The organism is Christiangramia portivictoriae DSM 23547, assembly GCF_000423045.1.
Taxonomy (GTDB): domain Bacteria; phylum Bacteroidota; class Bacteroidia; order Flavobacteriales; family Flavobacteriaceae; genus Christiangramia; species Christiangramia portivictoriae.
The window spans coordinates 60,536-84,242 of record NZ_AUHF01000007.1; the positions used below are offsets into that span (position 1 = coordinate 60,536).

Sequence of the window (23,707 nt, forward strand, 5' to 3'; positions counted from 1 at the left end):
TGTGGTTAATCAAATTTTCTTTTCGTGAACCATTTGTCGTTTAAAGATAGTCCTACAGACAGTCTTAAAAACTTCTCCTGAACTAGTCCGGCATCTCTTGTACCTCTTTGTCCAAGCTCGATCCCGAAGTTTGCATTGGAGAACAATTGTCCAATCGGTAGTCCTAATCCAAAAGACATGCCAAACTCATTGATAGATTCACCATTGACGATAAGACCGGTTTCATCGTACCGGAATCCAGCACGGTAAACCACTCTTTCCAAATAACTTGTGAAAGAATTATAATCTGGCACATAAAAGCCTCCAAGACTAAATTGAGAAGCATCCTCATACTGCCCACCATCATTTCTAAAGCTAAAGCTATCCTGGTAAGAACCTGAACCAACGTTGGAATATTCAGCTCCCACGAACCATTTGTTCGTTTGTCCTATTCCTGCTCCAAGACTGTACTTAGACGGGAAGGCAAACTGGGTTTCGCTTAGATCCAGTTCCCTTTCATCCAGCGTTCTTCCTGTACCGCTGGCAAAATCTATCGTGGAAATAGTTCTGAAATTTTCAGAATCAAGATCCATTTCCGGTGCATAAGTAGTAGAAAGATGAAGATTAAGCTTCTCTGAAATCGGGCGTTGATAACTCGCTCCAAAATTGAAAGTGAAACCTTTAATGTCTGATCTGTTCACATCACTGGTTCCATATTGTAAACCTTCAGTATTGATACTTTGGGTATTCTGGAAGTTTCCAAAGTTATAATCGGCATCAACCCCTAAACTTAAATGCTCATTGACGGCATATCCGGCAGAAAGGAAAACTCTGTTCATCCCACCTCTACCAGTCAACAAACTAGAGGCGTCATCTTCAACATCCAAAATCTTGTATCCAACCGAGGTATAAGGCATTACTCCAAAACCAATCCCAACCTTATCACTAATTGGAAAGGCCAGCGCTAAATAATCAAGCGATGATATCTTGGAGTTATCTGATGCTCCGTCAGTTTCAAGTTTCACTCGATCGTGACTTGCACCAACAGTAAAATCTGTAAGCTTTAATCTACCATAACTGGCAGGGTTCTGCAAGTTTACATGGATGCTATCCATAAACACACTCAAACCTCCCATAGACCTGTTTTCAACAGTTCCCTGGAAGTTCGTCAAACCAATACCATAATATGAATAAGGCGAAGAAACATTTTCCTGAGCTTCAGCGATAAATCCTGTAAATAAAGCTACGATTACTATAAATCGTTTAATCATTGAGTCTTGTTAAATTCTAGAATGAAATTAAGTCCTTCTAACAAAAAATTTGAGTTGGCAAATATGCTATTTTTAGTTGGTATAGACAAAAGTTGACTATCTCCACCGGTAAATATTACTGTTAAATCTTCAAATTCAGAAGCATAGGTTTCCACAACCCCCTTTAATTCCATTTTTAGTCCGTTAATAATTCCGGATTGCATGCTGCTCTCGGTGGTATTACCTATGAGATCAACATCCGGCTTCGCAGATATTAACGGTAAATTTGCTGTAAACTTGTGCAGACTTTTAAATCTCATTTCCAATCCTGGTGAAATTGCTCCTCCAAGATACTTTTCCTCATCAGTCTTAAGATCGAATGTGATACAGGTACCAGCATCGATCACCAGTACATTTTTCTTCGGAAATTGGTGTACAGCCGCAGCCATTAACGCAATTCTATCCAATCCCAAAGTATGCGGAGTGGCATATTCATTCCTGAAAGAAACCGGTGTATCCTGGGATAACTGAAGAAAAACTGTGCGACTTTTTAATTCAGAAATGATCATTCCCTCGACTTTTGTGACTGCGGAAAGTATCGAATGAGTGATTTCAGGATAGTCGCTGAAAATTTTTTCTAATTCCTGAAAAAAAAATTCTTTTGGAAATACAACTTTATGCTGAAGTGTATCGTTTTGATAAACAGCTGCTTTTACTGACGTATTCCCTGCATCGAGTACTAAATTCATGCTTGATTTTGTTCAACTTCAAAAATACAAAAGCATTTTTTTAAAAATTCCTTTGCCAGTTCCTAAAAATGAAATTATATTTGCCACCGCTTAAACAAGCAACTGGTGCCTTAGCTCAGTTGGTAGAGCAAAGGACTGAAAATCCTTGTGTCCCTGGTTCGATTCCTGGAGGCACCACCTTTAAAAACCCGATTCTTCTGAATCGGGTTTTTTTATGCATATAATTGACTATGATATTGAATACAAAAAGCCGGAATTGACATTCCGGCTTTTTGCATGATAACCTGATTCCTCAGAAAAAGTGTTATCAAACTGTGTGAAGTACTACGTTTATAACTGCACCAACTATGGCTGCAAAAATAAACATCAGGGTAAGCGCGACCAGTATCTTTGCGATAATATTGAGGCCATGAATACTCATCTTGTAGTTATCCACAAATTCAGTAAAGATTTCCATACGCCTATTTTTTAATGATTCATACTTAACTACCTATAATATAGACAATTAAGTCGTGTAATCCTAATCTTTTCGGCTAGGTCGTATTTTAATCGTTGAATGGACAACTTCGGCGAAATTTCTGAAATTTTGTATCTAAATACCTACTATTCTTCGAGTTACATACGTATCATTCTTCCCCCTCTTCTGCCAGGTGCTTTACCACCTCCAAAACTGCTTAGCTTATAGGTGAAGCTTAGCATCGCATATCGCTGCAAAACCAGGTTATTTACGTCCTGAATGTAATCGTCGCCTACAAGCCTACGTGTATCCACATTTTGATCCAGTAAGTCATACACTTTAACTTTTACCGTTGCATTGTCTTTGAGAAACTGGTAGCCTAAACTCATATTCCACAACAGGCTCGTACTGTCAAATCCCGGAGCAACATTACCAAATTTGTTATATGAAATATCATTTCCAAAAACTACATTCTTTGGCCAGTAAGTAGTGGTCTCCAGAGACAGGCTGTGATTTACATAGTTTTGATCTCTCCCGCTGTTTATATTATACTGAATATCATTGAAGGTTGCCGAATAGCCTGGTTCAATTTCAAACACCTCATCGATAGCGTACGTAAGTCTCAAGGTTGGAGTTACCGTAAATTGATCAGACTCGTATTGCACGGCATTAATGAAGCCAACATTTCTATTATAGCCACCATTCGCTCCAATTCGATACCTGAATTCTGTAGCATCCTTTTTGTAACTTTTACTGTAAGATGCGCCCAGGTTACCATTCACCACGCCATCTACGTTAGTATAGGTAGTAGTTCTTACAAAATTATCCACGCTACTGGTTGCTGCAACCTGATTATTGGTAAAGTTAAAATACGCATAAGCAAAAATCCCGCTCCTGGAAGCAAAATCGAAGTTTCTATAATTAAGATTTACTCGTTGATTAAAAGTTGGTTCCAGTTCAGGATTACCTACAATGATATTAGTAGGGTTGGTTCTATCCACTACAGGCTGCAACTGTCTCACTGAAGGTACATCGGCATTTGTACTGTATCCAATACTTATACTTTTAGACCGCTCTGGAGAATATCGAAGATCTGCATCTACATAAATATTATTGAAGGTATTGTCAAAGCGAATGTCCTCCATAAAGTTTTCGGTCTTCAAAGTAGTACTAAGCAATCCAACCTCAGAACTAACCCGCCATTTTTCGCCTTCATAATTCAGCCCAGCATTTGGAGTATGCTTGTAACTACGAAACTCAAAATCATTACTCAGCAGTTGATTGAAACTGGTATACTCACCATCAACCGCATCGAAAACACTTCTGGTATTACTGCTCTTTTGAGTATCAAATTCATAATTGATATCCAGAAAGAACTTCTCTGCCAGTACACTTCTTTTTGAAGCGCCTACACTAAAAGAATTCGAATTCTCATCCTGATCTATAAATTGATCCTGCACTATATCATTCTCGGGATTATTGATAAAATTACTTTCAGAGAAATAAATATTCTCATTATCCTGTTTGCTGTGGGCGTGATCCAGATCCAGCTGAAGATAAGAGCCTCGGCTTCCAAAACGTTTGATGAAATTTATATCGTTACTAAAGTCCAGACTGGTAAGATCTTCGGTTTCGTCGATACGTGTAGTGTTTTGAACCTGCATGTTTTCATCAAGATTTTCTTCAAATCTATCCCGGTAAGACGTTCCTATGTTTGCATTAAATCGTGGTGCGATGGAAAGCCTGGTAAGGGTATCAAATTCCACTTCATAACGTAGTGTAGCTCTATGGCTGTCATTCAGCAAATTACTGGAGCTGGTGGAATTAGTGAAATACCTGGAGTCTGGCAGGATGTTTTCTCTTTCAATCCTGGTTCGTGTTTCGGTATCAGAACCTCCGTAGAAATAATCTGCAGTGAGTTCCATACCATTGTCCCATTCATTTACAAAATTAAAACCTGCGGTTTCAGATTTAGTGATCCCGTTGTTGGATCCAAAACCATTGCCGTTGATACTGAAACTACCATTACCATTAATCCGCACACTTCTGGCATTTCCACCCATCATATCAAAAACCTCATCAAAACTAAATCCGCTGCTGTTTATATTGTTGGAACTCGCAAGAGCACTAACCCTCAGGTCATCCTTGAAATAGTTGGCGATACCACTAAGCTCGTAGCGGTCATCTGTCCCGCCTCCAGCCGTCACCCTTGAAAAGTAACCTTTGTTCTTGTCCTCCTTCAGCTCAATGTTGATGGTTTTATTTTCTGAATCTCCCGCCTTCCCGGTAAATTCCTCGCTTCTCGTTTTGGTATCTACAACCTGGATTTTATCTATTATTTCTTTCGGAAGGTTTTTGGTAGCGATTTTGGGATCATTTCCGAAGAATTCTTTACCATTAACAAGAATCCTGGAAACAGGCTTTCCATTCACGGTAATATTACCATCACTGTCTACTTCTACTCCTGGCAGCTTTTTCATAAGCTCTTCCAGATTCGCATCCTGCCTGGTATTGAAGGAATTCGCGTTAAATTCCAAAGTATCCTGCTTAACGGAAATTGGAGCCCTTGTTGCTGTTAAAGTAACCTCGTCCAGTGCGTTGTCCAGAACCTCCAGTGAAATTGCTCCCAGATCCTGTTTTTTGGTAATATTGATCTGCTTACGGTAGGGCTTAAAACCGGCGTAGCTTACGAAGAGGTTTACCGCCTCACTTTCAGTATTCCCTTTAAGCAGGAAACTACCATCTTTTTCAGAAATCGTGTAGGTGACCAGACTGCTATCAGCGATCTTTTCAACGTAAACAGTGGCAGATTCAAGGGGTTTGGATTCTGTATCAACGATCTTTCCGGATACTTCGAATTCCTGGGCAGAGCTTAATGCACTTACTAAAAGTAGCAGCAAGCTGAAATAATTTCGCATAAGGATAGTATAAAAATTTGAACCAATGCTCACAACAAGCATTGGTTTGAGGTTTAGACTACCTAGAACGTTAAAAGTTTAAGTTTTCTTTTACTTTTTTCTAAAAAAGATACTAATAGGCACTCCCTGGAAATCAAACTCCTGCCTTAACTTGTTCTCTAAGAAACGTTTATAAGGATCTCGCACGTACTGAGGCAGGTTGCAGAAAAATGCAAACTGAGGATGCGGCGTTGGTAACTGCGTACAGAATTTGATCTTTACAAATTTTCCTTTATAAGCCGGTGGCGGATTCTTTTCGATGATCTCCAGCATGACATCATTTAATAAACGAGTCTTAATCTTTTTACTGCGGTTTTCAAAAACCTTAACCGCAGTTTCGATAGCTTTAAATACTCGTTGTTTGGTGAGCACAGAAATGAACACGATTGGCACATCTGTAAAAGGTTCGATCTCGCGGCGAATCATCGCTTCGTATTCTTTCAGGGTGTTAGTCTCTTTATCCAGCAGATCCCATTTGTTTACCAGGATCACGATTCCTTTTGAATTCCTTTGCGCTAGCCAGAAGATATTCTGAACCTGACCATCAAATCCACGGGTGGCATCCAGTACAAGTAAACATACATCACAATTTTCGATCGCGCGTACAGAACGCATTACCGAGTAAAATTCGAGGTTTTCCTTTACCTTGGATTTTCTCCTAATTCCTGCAGTATCTACCAGGTTAAATTCAAATCCAAACCTGTTATACCTGGTGTCGATGGAGTCACGGGTGGTTCCCGCGATATCGGTAACAATATACCGGTCTTCTCCAATCAGGGAATTAATAAAAGAAGATTTTCCTGCATTTGGACGACCAACAACAGCAAATCTTGGTAATTCTGTATCTTCCTCTTCTTCAATTTCTGGTAATGCTTTTACCAGTGCATCCAGAAGATCACCGGTTCCACTACCATTAGTGCTGGCAATTGGAAAATAATCCCCCAGACCCAGCGAATAGAATTCTACTGCATTGGCAAGACGTTTATTGTTGTCCACCTTATTAACTGCGAGCAATACGGGTTTTTCCACCCGGCGAAGTAGGTTGGCTACTTCTTCATCCATGGAAGTCACACCTGTTTCAACATCCACCATAAAAATGATCGCATCTGCTTCTTCGATGGCAAGTTCAACCTGCTTATCAATTTCAGCCTCAAAAATATCATCGCTCCCCTTCACATATCCACCGGTATCAATGAGGGAGAATTTTTGACCATTCCAGTCAGACTTTCCATAATGCCTGTCCCTGGTTACCCCACTAACAGAATCGATGATGGCTTCTCTACGCTGTATAAGCCTGTTAAAAAAGGTAGATTTACCAACGTTTGGTCTCCCTACAATGGCGACAATATTGCCCATAATATGATGTTGTTTCAGGAAACAAAATTAATGTTTTTAAGCTAACTGCCTTCGCTTCCTGTATTCTTGAAATGTAATTACTTCTTATCTGTATAACCGAATCGCTTCAGCTGCCTGGCATCACTTCTCCAGTTCTTGTTCACTTTCACATAGAGTTCCAGATGCACCTGTTTTCCGAAGAATTTCTCCAGGTCCTGTCTTGCCTCCACACCTACTCTTTTTAATGCGGCACCCTTATGTCCTATAATGATCCCTTTCTGGGTATCTCTTTCCACCATGATCACACTGCGCATCCTGATGATCTTGTCTTCTTCAAAGAATTCACCGGTTTCGATCTCTACGCTATATGGAATTTCCTTTTTGTAATGCATAAGAATCTTCTCACGTATAATCTCATTCACGAAGAATCGTTCAGGTTTATCTGTAAGCGTATCTTTCGGATAAAAAGCCGGGGATTCCGGTAGTAATTCAATGATCCTGTTAAATACTTCAGCGACATTGAAGCCTTCCAGTGCTGAAATAGGATGGATTTCAGCCGTTGGAACTTTTTCGCTCCAGTACTTTACCTGTTCTTCCAGTTGCCCCTGGTTGGATTTATCAATCTTATTCAGCAATAGTAAAACCGGAACTTCAGAATTTTCGATCTTTTTAAAGAACGCCTCATCTTTTAAACCCTGTTCTCCTATTTCCACAATATAAATTAGTACATCTGCATCCTCAAAAGCAGATTTTACAAAATCCATCATGGAAGCCTGTAACTCGTAAGCAGGTTTAATGATCCCGGGAGTATCGCTTAAGATCACCTGAAAATCTTCTCCATTCACAATCCCCAGAATCCTGTGACGGGTTGTTTGTGCTTTGGAAGTGATGATTGAAAGCCTTTCTCCTACGAAAGCATTCATTAAAGTGGATTTCCCAACATTTGGGTTACCTATAATATTTACGAAGCCGGCCTTATGTGCCATAATGAAAATTTTTGCAAAGGTATTTCATTTGTAAACTGTTACCTAATGTTTGTTCAATTTCTAACATTCGGCGTTCAGCCCACTACAATCTGCTATTTAGCGCACCTTTCTATTATGATATTATGAATATAATCATTTGATAATCAAAATTTAGTAAAAATATCAATCAAAAAATTGATAAGGTTGCGCTTCTGTTTTTAATGACTATTTTTGCCGCTTCTTAAAATTAAGCTGAAAACGCCTTCTTATGAAAAAAGTTTTGAACCTCTTCGATTTCAAACAACAGGTTAATTATAAAACTGAAGTACTCGCAGGATTGACGGTGGCCATGACCATGATTCCCGAGTCACTTTCTTTCGCTATTCTGGCTGGTTTTCCTCCGCTTATGGGACTTTACGCTTCATTTATTGCCGGTTTGGTCACTGCCATCTTTGGTGGAAGACCAGGAATGATCTCTGGAGGAGCCGGAGCAACGGTGATAGTTCTAATAGCTTTAATGAAATCAAACGGACTCGAATATGTCCTGGCGGCAGTAGCGCTGGCGGGAGTTTTCCAGATCATTATTGGTGTTTTCAAACTTGGTAAATTTATTCGACTGGTACCTCATCCCGTCATGTTCGGTTTTGTGAATGGATTGGCCATTGTGATCTTTATGTCCCAACTGGATCAATTTAAAACTGTGGTAAATGGAGATGTGGAGTGGTTGTCTGGAACTGCGCTCTATATCATGGGCGGCCTTGTTGCTTTGACCATTGCTATTGTGGTGCTGTTGCCAAGGTTTACCAAAGCGGTCCCTTCTTCACTGGTGGCTATCATTGTCGTGTTTCTGCTGGTCTATTTCTTCGGAATTGACACCAAAACGGTAAAGGATATCGCTTCTGTTAGCGGTGGTTTTCCTCCATTTCATATTCCGCAGATTCCTTTGACCTGGGAAACGATAGAATTGATCGCTCCATATTCCATGATCATGGCAGCAGTTGGTTTAACTGAAGGCTTATTGACCCTTAACCTGGTTGATGAGATCACTGAAACCAAAGGAAACGGCAATAGGGAATGTATCGCGCAGGGTGGCTCCAATATCCTGAATGGGTTTTTCTTTGGAATGGGTGGTTGCCCTATGATCGCTCAAACCCTGGTAAATCTTTCTGCCGGTTCAAGAGCCCGACTTTCTGGTATCATTGCAGCGATTACAATTTTAGCCATCATCTTATTTGGCGCCCCTATCATCGAAAAATTACCTATGGCGGCGCTGGTTGGAGTGATGATCATGGTGGCTATTGGAACTTTTGAATGGGTAAGTTTGAAGATCTTCAATAAAGTACCAAAGAAAGATATTTTCCTGGTGATCATCGTTGCGTTGATTACCGTATTCCTGCACAACCTTGCCCTGGCCGTTTTGGTTGGAGTGATTCTTTCTGCCTTATTCTTCGCCTGGGAAAGCGCTAAACGTATTAGAGCCAGGAAACATATTGATGAAAATGGGGTGAAACATTATGAGATCTATGGTCCGTTATTCTTTGCGTCCACCACGAATTTTGCTGAAAAATTTGACGTGGCGAACGATCCTGACGAAATTATCATTGATTTTAAAGACAGCCGGGTTTCAGACATGTCTGCAATTGAAGCACTTAGTGCAATCACCCAACGTTACAGCAAGGTGGGCAAAAAAGTGCATTTGCGACATTTAAGCAATGACTGTCGCAGGTTACTCAAAAATGCCGATGCCCTGATTGAAGTGAATATTTTAGAAGATCCTACCTATAAAGTAGCTGCAGATAAGCACTAAAGCTGGTGATCGTTGATCTCAATCCAGTATCCATCTGGATCCTGCAGGTAAATTTGTTTGACTCCATCCGGGCGTGTATTTGTAATGCTACTTTCGCCCGGCCAGTTTTCAAAAGGAATTTGCTTTTCTTGTAAAAATTTCATCATAGCTTCCAGTTGTGAAGTATGAAGGCTCATGTGTACTCCTTTGTGACTCGCCGGGACTTCCTCACTTTCGATTAAGTGAATCTGTACGAGATCATTTAGCTGAAACCACCTGATACTGCTAGCCAGTCCTCCATTATCTATTTCTTCCAGGCCTAATACTTCGGAATAAAAAGCTGCCGAACGATTTACATCCCTTACCAGCAAGGCGTCATGATCTTTACTCAGACTGAAGGGATGAGTCTGAGCATTACAATTATAAGTTGCGAGTGCAAAAAGAGCAATAATGAGTTTTTTCATGACTGAAGGATTTAAAGCTCAAGTTACTGAATTTTAAAAGGATTAATTTCAGAATAAACCGGATAGCTTCAGGCCAGCCTAATCGAGTTAAATTCTTTTAAACATTACTTAAAACAAGCAGTGAGTTATTTTAATATTCCTAACTTTCAGCAACCAACCAAAACAATCTGCAAATGGCCGAATTAAGCGAGGATGAATTCCAAAACATACTTTCCGTAGAGAATAAGTGCACACGACTTAATCTCAACGAAAACATCTATGGAACTTTCGCTGAAATTGGAGCGGGACAGGAAACTGTTCGCCATTTCTTTAGAGCACGAAATCCAAAAGGGACGATCGCGAAAACGCTAAGTGCCTACGATAAGGATTTTAGTGACGCGATCTATGGACTTGACCCTCAAAACCGCTATGTAACCGAGGCTCGTTTAAAAAGAATGATCGATTACGAAGCAGAATTGATCGAAAAAAGACTTTCAAGAAAAAAATACCCGGATAAATTATTCTTTAGTTATGCCAATACGGTAGCGACCATAGACTGGGCGAAGAAATATAAAGGCCACGGGTGGCTTGGAATCAAATTCCAGCGGGAACCAAAGCAGGAATACAGCGAAATCATTTTACATGTTCAGTTTCATGAAAACAACGCTTCCCAGCAACAAATTAGCCTGGGAATTATGGGTGTAAACCTTATATATGCTGCATTTTACCAAAGTAACGACCCTAAAGTTCTCATTAAAAAACTATACGATCATTTAAGTACAGATAAGATCGAAATTGACTCGATTAACTTTCGAGGACCTGTTTTTAAAGATGTTGATAACCGACTCATGAGTCTGGAGCTTGTAAAGGATGGAATTACAGACGCAGTGATGTTCTCCAAAGATGGCAACAATATCCTGCCGGCCAATGTTCTTTATAAGAAAAATATCCTGACACTAAGAGGTAGTTTCCGGCCAGTAACCAATTTGAACCTGAACATGTACATGACCTCAAGAAAGCTCTTTCTGGAGCAGGAAGAGGTTGATCCTGAAAATACAGTCACGATCTTTGAAATGACCCTGAACAATCTGAAAGCAGAAGGGGAAATTGACGAGAAGGATTTTCTCGATCGGGCAGACCTGCTCTGTGCTTCTGGACAAACCGTGATGATCTCCAATTTCCAGGAATATTATAAGGTCGTGGAATATTTTGCGCAGCATACTAAAAAAGAACTCGGGCTGGCCATGGGAGCAGATAACCTGGTAGATATTTTCAATGAAAAGTATTACCGACATCTAAGCGGCGGAATACTGGAGGCTTTCGGTAAACTTTTCTTTAAAAGTCTGAAGGTATATCTTTATCCAATGCTCGACGAAAATACCGGCGAGATCATAGACAGTACAAACCTGAAAGTGCACCCGAGAATGCGCGAACTGTACAACTTTTTCATAGACAATAAAAAGGTGATTGATATCACTGAATATGACAAGGAGTCATTGGAAATTCATCCCAGAAAAGTGTACGAAATGATTCGGGAAGGAAATCCTGAATGGGAAGAAATGGTTCCCGGCCTTACCGCTAAAATGATCAAAGAGAAAAATCTGTTCAGTAAAAAACGAGCTTCTGAAAAAGAAGCTTAGGTAGAGAATTCAGTTTTCATCCCGCGATCATACATCACGATACTTCCAGCCACAGAAACGTTCAGGCTCAGGGTAGAACTAAATTTCACCAGATGATGCGATTTTTCGATCGCTTCGTTGGACAGCCCATGATCCTCGGCACCAAGCAAATAGACGCAGCGCCGGGGATGTTTGAAAGTTTCCAGAGGCACCGCGCTTTCAGCTAGTTCCACACCTACCAGCATTGCACCTTTTGGTAGATGTTTGTAAAACTCCTCAAAGCTTTCATAGTGAAAATATGGCATTGCACCTACAGCCTTGTGTGTATCGCAAGCCTGCTTGGCGTACCGGTTGCCGATGGTAAAAATAAAGCTTGCCCCCATGTTCTGAGCAGAACGCCATAGCACCCCGAGATTTTCAGGCGTTTTCCCATTTTGAATTCCGATTCCAAAAAATCCCTGTTCAAGGTTATTTGTAGTCATTTCACAAAGATAGTATTAGCAGGCAAAATCACAGAAAAACTTCACAATCCAACCCACGTCATATCACTACAATTGGTGATAATAAAAATTTTTATTTATTTTAATGACTGATAATCAACTAACTACAAACTTATGAAAAATAGAAACTTTTCATTTCAGGGTATGATGAATGTAGGATTTCTCGCTATTACAATCGTACTTATTTCCTGCCAGGACAAAAAGGAATATGCTGAAATTCCTGACGAATCCCTCAGTCTACAGGACAGCATTTCTCATGGTGAATACCTGGTAAACACTATAGGCTGTCATGATTGCCATTCCCCAAAAAGGATGACAGAAAGAGGACCGCAGGTGATACCAGAGCTGGCGCTTTCAGGACATCAGTCTAGTGATAGTCTTCCTGCATTTTCAAAAGAAGCGATCCAGAACGGCTGGATTCAAATGAGTGGTGATCTAACCATGGCCATTGGTCCATGGGGAATCAGTTATGCTTCGAATCTGACCTCCAGTGATACGGGACTTGGTAACTGGAACATGCAAAGATTTAAAACAGCGATTAGAGAGGGAAAATTAAAGGGAGATTCTGGCGGAAGGATGATCCTGCCACCAATGCCATGGCAAAATTACAGCGAACTAACCGATAAAGATCTCGAGTCAATATTTCATTACTTAAAATCAACCAAGCCGGTTGAGAATGCTGTTCCCGCACCGGTAGCGCCTAATAAAATCGATAGTCTTCAGGCTACCTGATTAAATCGGTTCGTGTCATTTGCAATTCTGCAATAAACATGCTGTTTAAAGCTTTAAACTCAGTAATTTATAGACAAATATGCATTTTTAATATAAACTTGTCAATTAATACTTAAAATGTGAAACAACTTTAGAATTGGCGGTATTTTTAAATATCAGTTTGTTATTTTTATTTCTTGATCGGTAATTTCCGGAAAAAGATCAGGGTTCATTTCAACCCTATTTTCAGAAATAAATGATTGCAAAAAATTTTAAAAACGACGCATGAAACAGGAAGTACAGGTTTACTCATTATTTACAGATTTTGACATTTCACTATTTAAATCGGGTAAGCATTACAGACTGTATGAAAAGTTTGGCGCTCATTTAATTACTCATAATGGACAGGATGGAGTATACTTTTCTGTCTGGGCACCGTCGGCAAAGTCGGTTTCTGTCATTGGAGATTTTAATTACTGGAATGCAGAAGATCATGTTCTCCATGTGCGTTGGGATGAAAGTGGCATCTGGGAAGGTTTTATTCCCGGCGTAAAGAAAGGTGATAAATATAAATTCAGAATAGTATCTAATAACAACGGAGAAATCCTTGAAAAAGCAGATCCTTATGCTCTGAAATGTGAACATCCGCCAAACACAGCTTCCATTGTATGGGATCTTGATTACAAATGGAACGACGGGAAATTCATGAAAAATCGCGAAGCAGTGAACGCGCTGGACAAACCTTACGCGGTTTATGAAGTACACCTGGGTTCCTGGCGAAAAAACACTCTTGAAAACCGCTCCCTTACATATATTGAAATGGCAAATGAGCTGGTGAGTTATGTAAAGGAAATGGAGTTTACGCATGTGGAATTCATGCCAATCATGGAATTTCCTTATGACCCGAGCTGGGGTTATCAATTAACCGGTTACTTCGCTCCAACCTCCAGGTTTGGAGATCCCCAGGAATTCATGCAATTACTGGATGCTTTTCATAAAGCCGGTATCGGCGTCATTCTGGACTGGGTGCCCTCACATTTTCCTGAAGATAAACATGGTCTTGGTAATTTTGATGGCTCGCATTTATACGAACACCCAGATCCTAGAAAAGGCTATCACCAGGACTGGAAAAGCCTTATTTTCAATTATGGACGCAATGAAGTACGTTCCTTCCTGATTAGCAATGCCGTTTTCTGGCTGGACAAATATCATATTGACGGGCTTCGTGTAGATGCCGTAGCCAGCATGCTGTACCTGGATTATTCAAGGGAAGACGGCCAGTGGGAACCGAATGCTGAAGGCGGAAGAGAAAACCTGGAAGCCATAAGCTTTTTAAAAGATTTAAATTCTGAAGTTTACTGCAGTTTCCAGGGAGTACAAACGATTGCTGAAGAATCCACTTCCTTTCCTAAAGTTTCCAGGCCGGTAAGTCATGGAGGTCTGGGTTTTGGAATGAAATGGATGATGGGCTGGATGCACGACACCCTCGAATATTTTAAAAAAGATCCTATCCATCGCAGGTATCACCAAAATGATATCACCTTCAGTATGACTTATACATTTACAGAAAATTTTGTATTGCCGCTAAGTCATGATGAAGTGGTCTACGGGAAAAAATCCCTGCTTGGCAGAATGCCAGGTGACGACTGGCAGCGTTTTGCAAATTTAAGATTGATGTATAGCTATATGTACACACATCCCGGAGCGAAGCTTCTGTTTATGGGAGCTGAACTGGGCCAGTACACCGAATGGAATTACAACACTAGCCTGGACTGGCATCTACTGGAACAGGATTCACACAAAGGAATCCAGAAAGCACTGACAGACCTCAACCTGTTATATAAAAAACAACCTGCTTTATATGACAATCAATTCAGTGAAGAAGGGTTTGAATGGATCTCGTATGACGACGATCAAAACTCTGTAATTAGTTATTTAAGAAAGGGAACTTCAGAAAAAGAGTTGCTGGCAGTGGTATGTAATTTCACACCCACCGTCCTGAAGGAATATAGTATTGGTCTTCCGAAGAAAGGGAAATTAAAAGAAATCTATAACTCAGATGCTACTCAATATGGAGGATCGGGCGTGACAAATAAGACTATTAAAGTTGAAAATTCAGCCTTTCACGGAAAGCAATTTTCTGCTAAAATCACCATTCCTCCACTCGCAACGGTGGTATTCAAACTCGCATAATATCAAAACATTATACTCTGGCCTCCATTTTTTGGTCGCCAGAATCATTAGAAGCTAAGAAAAATGATTACAAATACTGAACTTGAACACAAAGGGAATTTATACCCTTCCAGCCTGATATCATATGAGCATGATCAGGATACGGTTTATTTCATGACCAAGAATGGAGTAAGGTTGCAATTAACCATCCTTCGGGACAATATGATGCGCTTTCGATATAGTACCAATGGTATTTTCGAAAATGATTTTTCGTATGCGGTAGATCAAAACCATCCTCACGGGTTCAATCACCTGGAAATTTCAGAAGACGACACGCACGTGATTGTAAAGACTGAAAAGTTCATTTGCAAGGTCGCTAAGGACGATCTGCGTGTAGGCATGTATGAACATGGCGGGAAGATCATTCTGGAGGATGAACTTGGATTCCATTGGGAAGAAAGCTTTGAATTTGGCGGGAACTTTGTGAAAATGAGTAAATCTTCAAAAGACCAGGAAAGTTTTTTTGGCCTTGGAGACAAGCCCACCAACTTTAACCTAAAAGGAAAAAGACTGAGCCTTTGGAATACAGATCAATATGCCTATGGAAAAGATACGAACGAGCTCTATAAAGCAGTTCCTTTCTACATGGGACTTCAACAGAATATTTCCTACGGAATTTTCTTTGACAACACCTTTAAAACACATTTTGATTTTTGTAGTGAACGAAGAAATGTAACCAGCTTCTGGGCAGATGGAGGGGAAATGAATTATTATTTTATTTATGGCCCCCAAATGACCGATGTTCTTACCACATATACAGATCTTACCGGCAAACCAGAATTGCCACCCATGTGGGCGCTTGGATTTCACCAGTGTAAGTGGAGCTATTATCCGGAAAGTAAGGTCAAGGAGATCACTTCAAAATTTAGGGAATTGAATTTTCCCTGTGATGCAATTTACCTGGACATTGATTATATGGAAGGTTTCCGTTGCTTTACATGGAACAAAGAATTTTTTCCTGATCCAAAACGAATGGTTAGCGAACTGGAAGAAGATGGCTTCAAAACGGTTGCTATCATCGACCCTGGAATCAAGATAGACCTTAGCTACGATGTGTTTAAGGAAGCTTTGGAAAAGGATTATTTCTGCCGTCGCGCAGATGGACCATATATGCGCGGTAAGGTCTGGCCCGGGGAATGTTATTTCCCAGATTTCACCAATCCTGAGGTGCGTGAATGGTGGAGTGGCCTGTACAGAGAACTTATTGGAGAAATTGGAGTTAAAGGTGTGTGGAATGACATGAACGAACCAGCAGTGATGGAGGTTCCCGGTAAAACCTTTCCTCTGGATGTTAGACACGATTATGATGGCCATGCCTGTAGCCATAGAAAAGCTCATAATATCTACGGAATGCAGATGGCGAGAGCTACCTATGAGGGTGTGAAAAAATTCAATTTCCCGAAACGTCCATTTATTATTACCCGCGCGAATTATTCCGGAGGACAACGCTATACATCCACCTGGACCGGTGACAATGTCGCTACCTGGGAACATTTATGGCTGGCAAATGTCCAGATCCAGAGACTGTGCATGAGCGGAATGAGCTTCGCGGGATCTGATATTGGTGGTTTCGCAGAACAGCCTTCCGGAGAACTTTATACCAGATGGATTCAGCTAGGGATCTTCCACCCATTCTGCCGCGTTCATTCCTCGGGAGATCATGGCGAACAGGAACCCTGGTTCTTTGGAGAGGATGTACTGGATATTAGCAGGAAGTTTGTAGAATTGCGTTATCAATTGCTGCCATATCTTTACACTGCATTCTATTACTACGTTCAGGAAGGACAGCCAATCCTAAAACCTCTGGTATACTTCGACCAGGAGGATGTACAAACCCATTACAGGGCAGATGAGTTTATCTTCGGAAACCAGATCCTGGTATGCCCGATTCAGGAACCAAATGTACAGGGACGAAGAATGTACATCCCAAGAGGCCAGTGGTACAACTACTGGAGCAATGACTTACTGCAGGGAGGAAAAGAAATATGGGTAGATGCGCCACTGGATATCGTACCTATATTCATCAAAGCAGGAGCCATTATTCCGAAATATCCTGTTCAGCAATATGTAGATGAGGTGGAGATCGACCAAATGACCCTTGATGTTTACTACAAATTAGGGAAAGAGAACTCAGAATTTTATGAAGATGCACATGATGGGTACGAATACCGACAAAATATTTACAGTCTTCGCACCTTCAAGCTCACAGGGAAAGAGGATGAAGTGATCATACAGCAGCACAAAAGCGGAAAGTTTTCAGCTACTTACGACACCTTTAAGATCAATCTACATGGGCTTCCATTTGAAATTAGAAGAGTATTTTACGAAAACGAAGAAGTGCCTTTAGAAGCTCTACACTATAATGCTGAGGAGAAAAGCATGATAATCAGGAAGGATTTCAGTGAACTTCAGCTGGTAGGATAAAACCATCATATTAGTAATTAGTAACAAAAAAGCCTGTTCATTAAGAACAGGCTTTTTTTATTACCTAATAAATTTAATCCTTTGTGATAGAGATATAGTCCTTTCCGTAGAATTTCTTCAGACTGTCCTTAAAGTGTTTAGGACTGGAATAGCCTGCTTTAAAAGCGATCTCCATCATATTATAATCTCCATCATTCAGCAGTTCTCTACCGTATTCCGCACGTATGAACTCCATAAAATCCTGCGGTGAAAGATTTACCAGACTTTTAAGCTTCATGAATAAGGCGTTGCTGGAAAGTCCCAATGAAGCGCTAAGATCATGCACTGTAAAATTATCCTTTTCAATAGCATCAAGAATGATCTGCTTTGATAGCTGAAGGAATTTTCTATCCCGGTCTGACCTATATGCGATTTCTCCGGATTGTAAATGATCTTTAATAAAATCTTCACGGAACTCCTGTCGTTCTTTTAAGGTTAAAGCAACTGTTTCCATCAAAATGGTCATATTCAGTGGCTCCCTGATAATTTCTGCGATATCCTTTAACTGTTCAGGATCAAAATGCTGATCCTCTTCCGTAATCATAAAAACAGGAGTATGGTTTAGACTCGGATTACGTCCTAGCATTTTGGAAAGCTGGATCGTGTTCATATCTGGGAGCATGCTCGTGGCAATGATGATATCTGGAAAGATCATTCCTGCCTTTTCCATTCCTTCTTCTGCGCTTGCCGCTTGAAATACCTGGCAGTACTGTCCTACCAATTTTGCCAGCTGTTCCCTGGAAGAAGCCTGAGCATCTATGATCAATATTTTGCTAGCACTAATTTTCTCAATTTCCGCTGGAAGAGATTCAGCAATAGCTTTTTTAACAGTGTTCGCCTGGAGGATATCCGCAGCCCGTTGTGGCACTCTGCGATAATCTTCGTGCCTGTTCTTTAAAACAGCAGTATAAGTGGAACCTTCATTCTTCTGAGTTTCAAAATTAAAGCTTCCCCCAGCCTTTTGAATAAGTTCCATAGCCTTCAGGATATAACGGAGTCCGCTCTTATCCCTGAATTTCATGCGTTGATCCAGACCACGTTTCTTTTCAAGCACCCTTATATCCTGTGAAGGAATACCCTTGCCTGTATCTGTGATCTGAACCTTGAGATCTCCAACTCCGGTTCGAATGAGGTTGAGGATGATCTTTCCATTTTTAAATGAATACCCGGCACTTCCCGATATTAAGCTGAAAAAGATCTTATCCAGCATTTCAAGGTTATAATAAAATGGTTCTTCTCCCCAATGGTCGTTCACAATCACCTCCAGATCTTTCATCTTATAAACAGGTTCGATCTCTCTGATGACCTGTGGAAGATGTGCTTCTAAATTAATACTTGAAATTTCGTAGACAGATTCTTCATAATTGAAATTAAGAATCTGGTTAAAGAGATCATCGAACCTTGCGGCAAACCTCTTTAAATCCTCCTGATTTTCGGCGTTGTTAGAGGTGGAGATCTTGCTTAGGGATTGCACGGCACTTTCTACTGGTTTCTGAAACTCCTGCTGCAATTTTGCTCTAAGCTCCTCCTTGGCCTGTCTGTCGGCATTTCTGGATCGTAACACAAAAACGTAAGCGAAAATGATTACGGCCGCAATGATGCCAATTCCCATAAACAGATACACTACGCCTATGCCTCCTGATACGGCCGAGACTTCCACCGGAATTTGTTTGACTTGAGACCAACCCGAATCTGGTAGTTTTGATCTGACTTCAAAAGTATAACTGCCCGGAGGCAAACTGGCGTAACTTGCAGAATTCACTTTTGACGGCTTAGACCAATCACTATCTATACCTGGTATTCTCCAGCTATACAATAATTCCTCTGGAGACCAGAATGATAATCCCTGGAAAGTTACCTGGAAACCAGAATTTTCCTGTACGTCTATGATCGAACCTCTTAGCAACGAAACCCTTCTTTGTTTTTTATCACGTACAGAGGCCTGCATTAGAGTTCTAAACTCCACTTCAGGTTTAATTTCCTGCTGGGCCAGCATACTTTTCGGCTTGAAAACATTTACGCCATTGGCAGTGCCTAAAACGAGTGACCCATCGGTCATTTTTGTGAATCCTGTTGTTAGTTCAGAGCTCGTGAGCCCATTTAATTCGCTGAAGACCCTTAGGTTCTTTTCCTCCGGGCTATAACTGGCGAGACCATCTTCTGTAGAGATCCAGTAATAGTCATCCTCTACGATCACTCCCTGCACGTTATTGGATGGCAGGCCAAAATCTTCATCAAACAGTTGCAATGCTTCAGTTTCGAAGTTATAAGCGATCAAACCTGTACCCTCTGTAGCGAAAAGTCCCAGGCCTTGCTGAGTAATATACAGTTGGTTGATTGCATAATAATGCATGGTTTCACTGGCAGTGAGCTTATCGATATCACTAATTCGACCACTAACGGGATCTATGGAGTGCACACGGGTTCTGGTTGCCACTATCAATTTTCTAGGACCCAGTTCTGCAATGGCCTGTACTTCTTTCACAGGAAAAGTTTTGATATCATTGGATGCGCTGATCCTGGTCAAATATCCATTTTCACCTCCAACCCAGGTATTTGTGGAAGAGTCGATAAATAAAGTATTCGCTTGCTCAATGCCAGTTTTGTAAAGCGCAGTAGGTGCGTAATGTGCTCTGAGGAGCGTGTTGATATTGATCTTATAAACTCCGTCCTCCAGGGTTGCCACCCATACATACTGGCCGGTTGCAGCAATAGAAGTTATTTTATCTGGACTTTGTCTCGCCTTTTTATAGTTAAGGTTCTTTATGTGGCTATACCGGTTGGTTTCTGGATTCCAGATACTCAATCCTTCACTGGTTCCAAACCAAACGTAGCCACGAGAATCTGTAGCCATGGCGCTAAGGCGGTCTCCCGCCAGACTTGAGTATTTAGCAGGATCATGATGCAGTTGCCATATCGCTTCTGAAGATAGATTTTTCAGATATAATCCATCGTTGCCAACAAGCCAAAGTAAATTATTATCGTTGAGCTGAGCTGCGAATAATTGCTGCGGAAAGCTTTCCTCCTTTTTGATAAATGTAAGTTGTTCATCAAATTTATAAACCCCATTATCCCTGGTCAGCGCTATGATCTTTTCATTGGAATGCAGCAGGCCTGTAACATGTCCCCTGGTAAGATCGAAGGGCAGCCTGTAGATTTTCTGGAATCTATCCAGTTGCGCATCGAATTCGAACATTCCCTGTTTATTGGTAGCCAGCAGTAACTTATTGGAGACTGGCAACAAGGCAGTGAAATCCAGATTTTCGTAATATGAGGTCTTTAGTCGTCTAAACTTCCCTGATCTTCTATTGATGGCTAGCACAACATTAGGCCCCGCAAAAATGACTTCATTATTAAAAATGGTGGATGCAGTGGCTTGTGTATTTTCAGATAGAAATCTTGAAAGTCCGAAATCCCTGGCATCTGAATCGACGTTCAGCTTAAAAACTCCGTTTTCTGCAGCGAGCCAAAGTTGACCCGCCGGATCTTCCAGCATCTCAAAAACCTTCCCGGTCATCGAGCTTACAAATCTAAAATCCTCTTTTCCGTTATCAAGTACAGCCAGTCCCTTCTCTCCGGTAAGCCATACCTGCCCCTTAGAATCTGTTAAAGTAGATCGATATTGTTTCCCGATTTCAGCTGGTATTCCGCGAAATCTATTGAAATCCTCTACTTCCGCAGAGTTGTATCTAATGACTTTTAGCGGAGTAGTGATCCAGAGTTCATCACCGTTAGCCTGCTGTATATGCACATTTTCAGCATTGGTAAAACTATTGATCATACTAACTTCCTGCAAAGACTTATGCACCTGCGCCGAAGCGTTCATGATCATCCCCAGACAACAAACAAGAATTATCCGAAACATTGAATTAGATTGTCTCAAACCACCAGTAATTAAAAGTTAAGCAGGAATAAATTAGTTAAAAATTGACGTAATAACCTTCTGTAAACAAATACTTTAGAGTGCAGTTATTAAGACGATATCAACAAAATGAAGTAAGAAAAGTCCTATTTTTTCTAGGCCTCAGAAACTATCTGAATTCCGGAGGAGGTACCAATTCGATCTGCACCGGCCTGGATATATTTTATAGCTGTTTCCTTATCACGAATTCCTCCCGAGGCTTTGACTTTTATCTTTTTTCCAACACTTTGCTTCATCAACTTGACATGTTCGATACTTGCCCCGGCAGTTCCGAAACCTGTAGATGTTTTGACGAACCCGGCCCCGGCTTTTTCCGAAATTTCGCAGGCTTTTTTTATTTCTGAATCATTCAGGTAGCAGGTTTCCAGTATGACTTTTAGGGTTTTACCTCCTATCCCAGCTTTTACAGCCCTTATTTCCTGCTCTACCTCATCAGTCAAACCGGCTTTGAGATAACCTATATTCAGCACCATATCGATCTCATCTGCTCCCTGATCTATGGCGATAGCTGCCTCTTGTGCTTTAGCTTCCGAAGAAGAAGTCCCCAATGGAAATCCAACTGTAACGGCAAGCTTTACATCTGTTCCTTTAAGGAGCCTGGAGGCCAGACGGGTGTAGCAACTGGAAACACAAACGGCGTAAAACCCTTGTTGGATCGCTTCCTGGCAAAGCTTCTCAATCGCGCCGGGACTCGCATCTGGTTTCAAGAGAGTATGATCGATGTATGGATGCAATTGCATGTTAAGGAAGTTTTATCTTGTTGATTTCCACCACACCATTAGCCTTTAAACGCATCGAGATCCAGAGGTCATTTTCTTCTGCCATGAATTGCGCAACTTCGAGGTCTTCCAGGAATCCAATGAGATTGACTCCTTCTTTAGCTTCTATCTTGTTTTCCAGTTTATTGTTCAGGGAATTCATTTGCTCTTCCAGGTGAGGCATAAAATTAAAATTCATCTTCTCCTTCAGTTTCGCATACAGCCATTTATTGACCACAGTTTCCAGGGCCTGATCTATCAACCAGTTATTGTTCCTACCATCAACCTCATAATTTGCAAGTTCGATTTTTTGCAATTCCCTGTCCAGGTGCAAACTGGCATAGAACAAAAATTTAACCTGTTTGTTCTTGAACAAGCTGGTAAGCGTTTGTACAGTTACCGGCAAACAAAGATCGTATTCAGGAAGATCGCTCTTTTCCATGGTGATATCCAGGATTTGAGCGTAATTAGATTTTTCACCTTCCTCATTTTCCTTACTGATGATCTCCCCAACCAGTTTTTGTTTTAGAAACTCATTGAGTGCATCATACCCAATCTTCACCGGAATGGTTATATCAAAGTCGGCTTCAGAAATTTTTCGATCTGTATTCATCATCATAAAAGAATTTGAGTGCTTCGAAGATATTGAAAACTTAGTTTCCAATCGTGAAAGCAGCTTAGTTTAGCAAAATCTTATCAGCTTTTCATCTACACTATAGAGCAAATATGTAAAGTTTTATTTACTTTTTGTAAAATAAACCATTCTGAATCAAAATCTTTTTTATATTTGTGTCAAATAAACTTGACATTATGAAATATTCATCAGTAAACAAAAGAAGCTCAGCTGGCCGAACCAGACTTCTGGCCATATGGACCGCACTTTGGGTAGCATCGCTGGCCCTGCTAGTATTTGGTAACATTTTTCTCTGGGAAGGCAACACAACGATCACAGCAGTGTTACTAATCATTAATTTTCTTCTTGGAATCGGCATGATCGTGGCGAACATCAAGCATCTCGAAAGCCTGGATGAGTTACAGAGAAAGATTCACCTGGAAGCTATGGGAATTTCCTTAGGTATAGCGCTTGTTCTAGGTATTAGTTACTCGACTATGGACGTGACCAATCTTATAACTTTTGATGCTGAAATCTCACATCTTGTCATTGTAATTGGGATAAGTTATTTCGCCGGAGTAGTCATTGGTCAATACAGATATCGATGAAGAACCGCATTAAAATCCTACGCGCAGAACATGACCTGACCCAGGGAGAACTCGCCAAGCAACTGGATGTATCCAGGCAAACCATAAATGCTATTGAAAAAGGAAAATTCGATCCCAGTTTACCACTGGCTTTTAAATTAGCCAGATTATTTGAAAAAACTATCGAAGAGATCTTTGAAGCTGAAGAATAAATAAAATAAAAGGGGCCGATTCCCTACAAGTCGAGCCCCTAATATTTAACTAAATTCAAGCGCTAATGTATTTAGAAACTAAAGTACACTTTAACTCAATAGGTTTTATTATTAGCTCAAAACGATAACAGAATTACGTAAACGACTATATCATAAACATTTAGGTTGT

18 protein-coding genes and 1 tRNA gene are annotated in these 23,707 nt (G+C 40.7%); 8 read left to right on the forward strand and 11 right to left on the reverse strand.

Features of this window, described 5'->3' with window-relative positions:
• Window positions 1-5: 5 nt before the first annotated feature.
• Together bamG and G529_RS0105320 are read right to left on the reverse strand one after the other, a co-directional pair.
• Window positions 6-1,250 carry a BamG family beta-barrel-assembly machinery protein gene (gene bamG / locus G529_RS0105315; protein WP_026914559.1) on the reverse strand — a complete coding sequence of 415 codons (1,245 nt, stop codon included), beginning with the start codon at window positions 1,248-1,250 and terminating at the stop codon, window positions 6-8.
• Window positions 1,247-1,978 carry a type III pantothenate kinase gene (locus tag G529_RS0105320; RefSeq protein ID WP_026914560.1) on the reverse strand — a complete coding sequence of 244 codons (732 nt, stop codon included), beginning with the start codon at window positions 1,976-1,978 and terminating at the stop codon, window positions 1,247-1,249. Before G529_RS0105320 ends, bamG begins: the two co-directional genes overlap by 4 nt.
• A 104-nt stretch (window positions 1,979-2,082) precedes the next feature.
• Between G529_RS0105320 and G529_RS0105330 the strand changes: the two genes are divergently transcribed.
• Window positions 2,083-2,155 (forward strand) — tRNA-Phe (locus tag G529_RS0105330).
• Window positions 2,156-2,285: 130 nt separating this feature from the next.
• Here the strand turns inward: G529_RS0105330 and G529_RS16605 are convergent.
• The 4 genes from G529_RS16605 to era form a co-directional block, all read right to left on the reverse strand.
• On the reverse strand, window positions 2,286-2,435 hold the full coding sequence (locus G529_RS16605; RefSeq protein WP_169513781.1) for a hypothetical protein: 150 nt from the start codon (window positions 2,433-2,435) through the stop codon (window positions 2,286-2,288).
• Window positions 2,436-2,593: 158 nt separating this feature from the next.
• Window positions 2,594-5,335: an outer membrane beta-barrel protein gene (locus G529_RS0105340; protein WP_245566890.1), complete on the reverse strand. Its 2,742-nt coding sequence runs from the start codon at window positions 5,333-5,335 to the stop codon at window positions 2,594-2,596.
• A gap of 108 nt (window positions 5,336-5,443) precedes the next feature.
• On the reverse strand, window positions 5,444-6,748 hold the full coding sequence (der, locus tag G529_RS0105345) for a ribosome biogenesis GTPase Der (RefSeq protein ID WP_026914562.1): 1,305 nt from the start codon (window positions 6,746-6,748) through the stop codon (window positions 5,444-5,446).
• A gap of 77 nt (window positions 6,749-6,825) precedes the next feature.
• Window positions 6,826-7,713 carry a GTPase Era gene (gene era, locus G529_RS0105350; RefSeq protein WP_026914563.1) on the reverse strand — a complete coding sequence of 296 codons (888 nt, stop codon included), beginning with the start codon at window positions 7,711-7,713 and terminating at the stop codon, window positions 6,826-6,828.
• Between the two features lie 247 nt (window positions 7,714-7,960).
• Between era and G529_RS0105355 the strand changes: the two genes are divergently transcribed.
• Window positions 7,961-9,499 carry a SulP family inorganic anion transporter gene (locus G529_RS0105355; RefSeq protein ID WP_026914564.1) on the forward strand — a complete coding sequence of 513 codons (1,539 nt, stop codon included), beginning with the start codon at window positions 7,961-7,963 and terminating at the stop codon, window positions 9,497-9,499.
• On the opposite strand, the gene G529_RS0105360 is transcribed toward G529_RS0105355, so the two are convergent.
• On the reverse strand, window positions 9,496-9,942 hold the full coding sequence (locus G529_RS0105360; RefSeq protein ID WP_026914565.1) for a VOC family protein: 447 nt from the start codon (window positions 9,940-9,942) through the stop codon (window positions 9,496-9,498). The genes G529_RS0105355 and G529_RS0105360 overlap by 4 nt on opposite strands.
• 173 nt (window positions 9,943-10,115) lie before the next feature.
• Here G529_RS0105360 and G529_RS0105365 point away from each other — a divergent pair, with 173 nt between their 5' ends.
• The gene (locus G529_RS0105365; protein ID WP_035695593.1) at window positions 10,116-11,561 is read left to right on the forward strand and encodes a hypothetical protein; all 1,446 of its coding nucleotides are present in this window, start codon (window positions 10,116-10,118) and stop codon (window positions 11,559-11,561) included.
• On the opposite strand, the gene G529_RS0105370 is transcribed toward G529_RS0105365, so the two are convergent.
• A complete protein-coding gene (locus G529_RS0105370; protein WP_026914567.1) occupies window positions 11,558-12,022 on the reverse strand; it encodes an RNA methyltransferase in 465 nt (154 codons plus the stop codon). The two genes, G529_RS0105365 and G529_RS0105370, sit on opposite strands and share 4 nt — an antisense overlap.
• A 132-nt stretch (window positions 12,023-12,154) precedes the next feature.
• Here G529_RS0105370 and G529_RS0105375 point away from each other — a divergent pair, with 132 nt between their 5' ends.
• From G529_RS0105375 to G529_RS0105385, 3 genes are all read left to right on the forward strand, one after another.
• A complete protein-coding gene (locus tag G529_RS0105375; protein WP_026914568.1) occupies window positions 12,155-12,772 on the forward strand; it encodes a hypothetical protein in 618 nt (205 codons plus the stop codon).
• A gap of 264 nt (window positions 12,773-13,036) precedes the next feature.
• Window positions 13,037-14,944 carry a 1,4-alpha-glucan branching protein GlgB gene (gene glgB / locus G529_RS0105380; protein ID WP_026914569.1) on the forward strand — a complete coding sequence of 636 codons (1,908 nt, stop codon included), beginning with the start codon at window positions 13,037-13,039 and terminating at the stop codon, window positions 14,942-14,944.
• Between the two features lie 63 nt (window positions 14,945-15,007).
• Window positions 15,008-17,407, forward strand: coding sequence for a glycoside hydrolase family 31 protein (locus G529_RS0105385; protein ID WP_026914570.1), 2,400 nt, complete (start codon window positions 15,008-15,010; stop codon window positions 17,405-17,407).
• 73 nt (window positions 17,408-17,480) lie between these two features.
• Here the strand turns inward: G529_RS0105385 and G529_RS0105390 are convergent, their stop codons facing one another.
• From G529_RS0105390 to G529_RS0105400, 3 genes are all read right to left on the reverse strand, one after another.
• A complete protein-coding gene (locus G529_RS0105390; protein ID WP_084509748.1) occupies window positions 17,481-21,311 on the reverse strand; it encodes a triple tyrosine motif-containing protein in 3,831 nt (1,276 codons plus the stop codon).
• A gap of 152 nt (window positions 21,312-21,463) precedes the next feature.
• On the reverse strand, window positions 21,464-22,108 hold the full coding sequence (deoC, locus tag G529_RS0105395) for a deoxyribose-phosphate aldolase (protein ID WP_026914572.1): 645 nt from the start codon (window positions 22,106-22,108) through the stop codon (window positions 21,464-21,466).
• Between the two features lies 1 nt (window position 22,109).
• Window positions 22,110-22,742 (reverse strand): DUF4403 family protein, encoded by a 633-nt coding sequence (locus tag G529_RS0105400; protein WP_157514555.1) that lies wholly within the window; start codon window positions 22,740-22,742, stop codon window positions 22,110-22,112.
• A 194-nt stretch (window positions 22,743-22,936) separates the two neighbouring features.
• On the opposite strand from G529_RS0105400, the gene G529_RS0105405 reads away from it, so the two are divergent.
• Complete coding sequence (locus G529_RS0105405) at window positions 22,937-23,347, forward strand: hypothetical protein (RefSeq protein WP_026914574.1); 411 nt, start codon at window positions 22,937-22,939, stop codon at window positions 23,345-23,347.
• Entirely contained in the window at window positions 23,344-23,538 is a 195-nt protein-coding gene (locus tag G529_RS0105410) for a helix-turn-helix transcriptional regulator (RefSeq protein WP_026914575.1), read from the forward strand. The genes G529_RS0105405 and G529_RS0105410 overlap by 4 nt, the downstream gene beginning before the upstream one ends.
• The last annotated feature ends 169 nt before the right edge of the window (window positions 23,539-23,707 follow it).

Bases quoted from the DNA above. Each gene is read 5' to 3' on its own strand.
- G529_RS0105385 (WP_026914570.1), top strand. From the start codon at position 15,008: ATGATTACAAATACTGAACTTGAACACAAAGGGAATTTATACCCTTCC.
- G529_RS0105355 (WP_026914564.1), top strand. From the start codon at position 7,961: ATGAAAAAAGTTTTGAACCTCTTCGATTTCAAACAACAGGTTAATTAT.
- era (WP_026914563.1), bottom strand. From the start codon at position 7,713: ATGGCACATAAGGCCGGCTTCGTAAATATTATAGGTAACCCAAATGTT.
- der (WP_026914562.1), bottom strand. From the start codon at position 6,748: ATGGGCAATATTGTCGCCATTGTAGGGAGACCAAACGTTGGTAAATCT.
- G529_RS0105360 (WP_026914565.1), bottom strand. From the start codon at position 9,942: ATGAAAAAACTCATTATTGCTCTTTTTGCACTCGCAACTTATAATTGT.
- G529_RS0105410 (WP_026914575.1), top strand. From the start codon at position 23,344: ATGAAGAACCGCATTAAAATCCTACGCGCAGAACATGACCTGACCCAG.
- G529_RS0105365 (WP_035695593.1), top strand. From the start codon at position 10,116: ATGGCCGAATTAAGCGAGGATGAATTCCAAAACATACTTTCCGTAGAG.
- deoC (WP_026914572.1), bottom strand. From the start codon at position 22,108: ATGCAATTGCATCCATACATCGATCATACTCTCTTGAAACCAGATGCG.
- G529_RS0105370 (WP_026914567.1), bottom strand. From the start codon at position 12,022: ATGACTACAAATAACCTTGAACAGGGATTTTTTGGAATCGGAATTCAA.
- G529_RS0105405 (WP_026914574.1), top strand. From the start codon at position 22,937: ATGAAATATTCATCAGTAAACAAAAGAAGCTCAGCTGGCCGAACCAGA.
- glgB (WP_026914569.1), top strand. From the start codon at position 13,037: ATGAAACAGGAAGTACAGGTTTACTCATTATTTACAGATTTTGACATT.
- G529_RS0105400 (WP_157514555.1), bottom strand. From the start codon at position 22,742: ATGATGAATACAGATCGAAAAATTTCTGAAGCCGACTTTGATATAACC.
- bamG (WP_026914559.1), bottom strand. From the start codon at position 1,250: ATGATTAAACGATTTATAGTAATCGTAGCTTTATTTACAGGATTTATC.
- G529_RS0105375 (WP_026914568.1), top strand. From the start codon at position 12,155: ATGAAAAATAGAAACTTTTCATTTCAGGGTATGATGAATGTAGGATTT.
- G529_RS16605 (WP_169513781.1), bottom strand. From the start codon at position 2,435: ATGGAAATCTTTACTGAATTTGTGGATAACTACAAGATGAGTATTCAT.
- G529_RS0105390 (WP_084509748.1), bottom strand. From the start codon at position 21,311: ATGTTTCGGATAATTCTTGTTTGTTGTCTGGGGATGATCATGAACGCT.
- G529_RS0105320 (WP_026914560.1), bottom strand. From the start codon at position 1,978: ATGAATTTAGTACTCGATGCAGGGAATACGTCAGTAAAAGCAGCTGTT.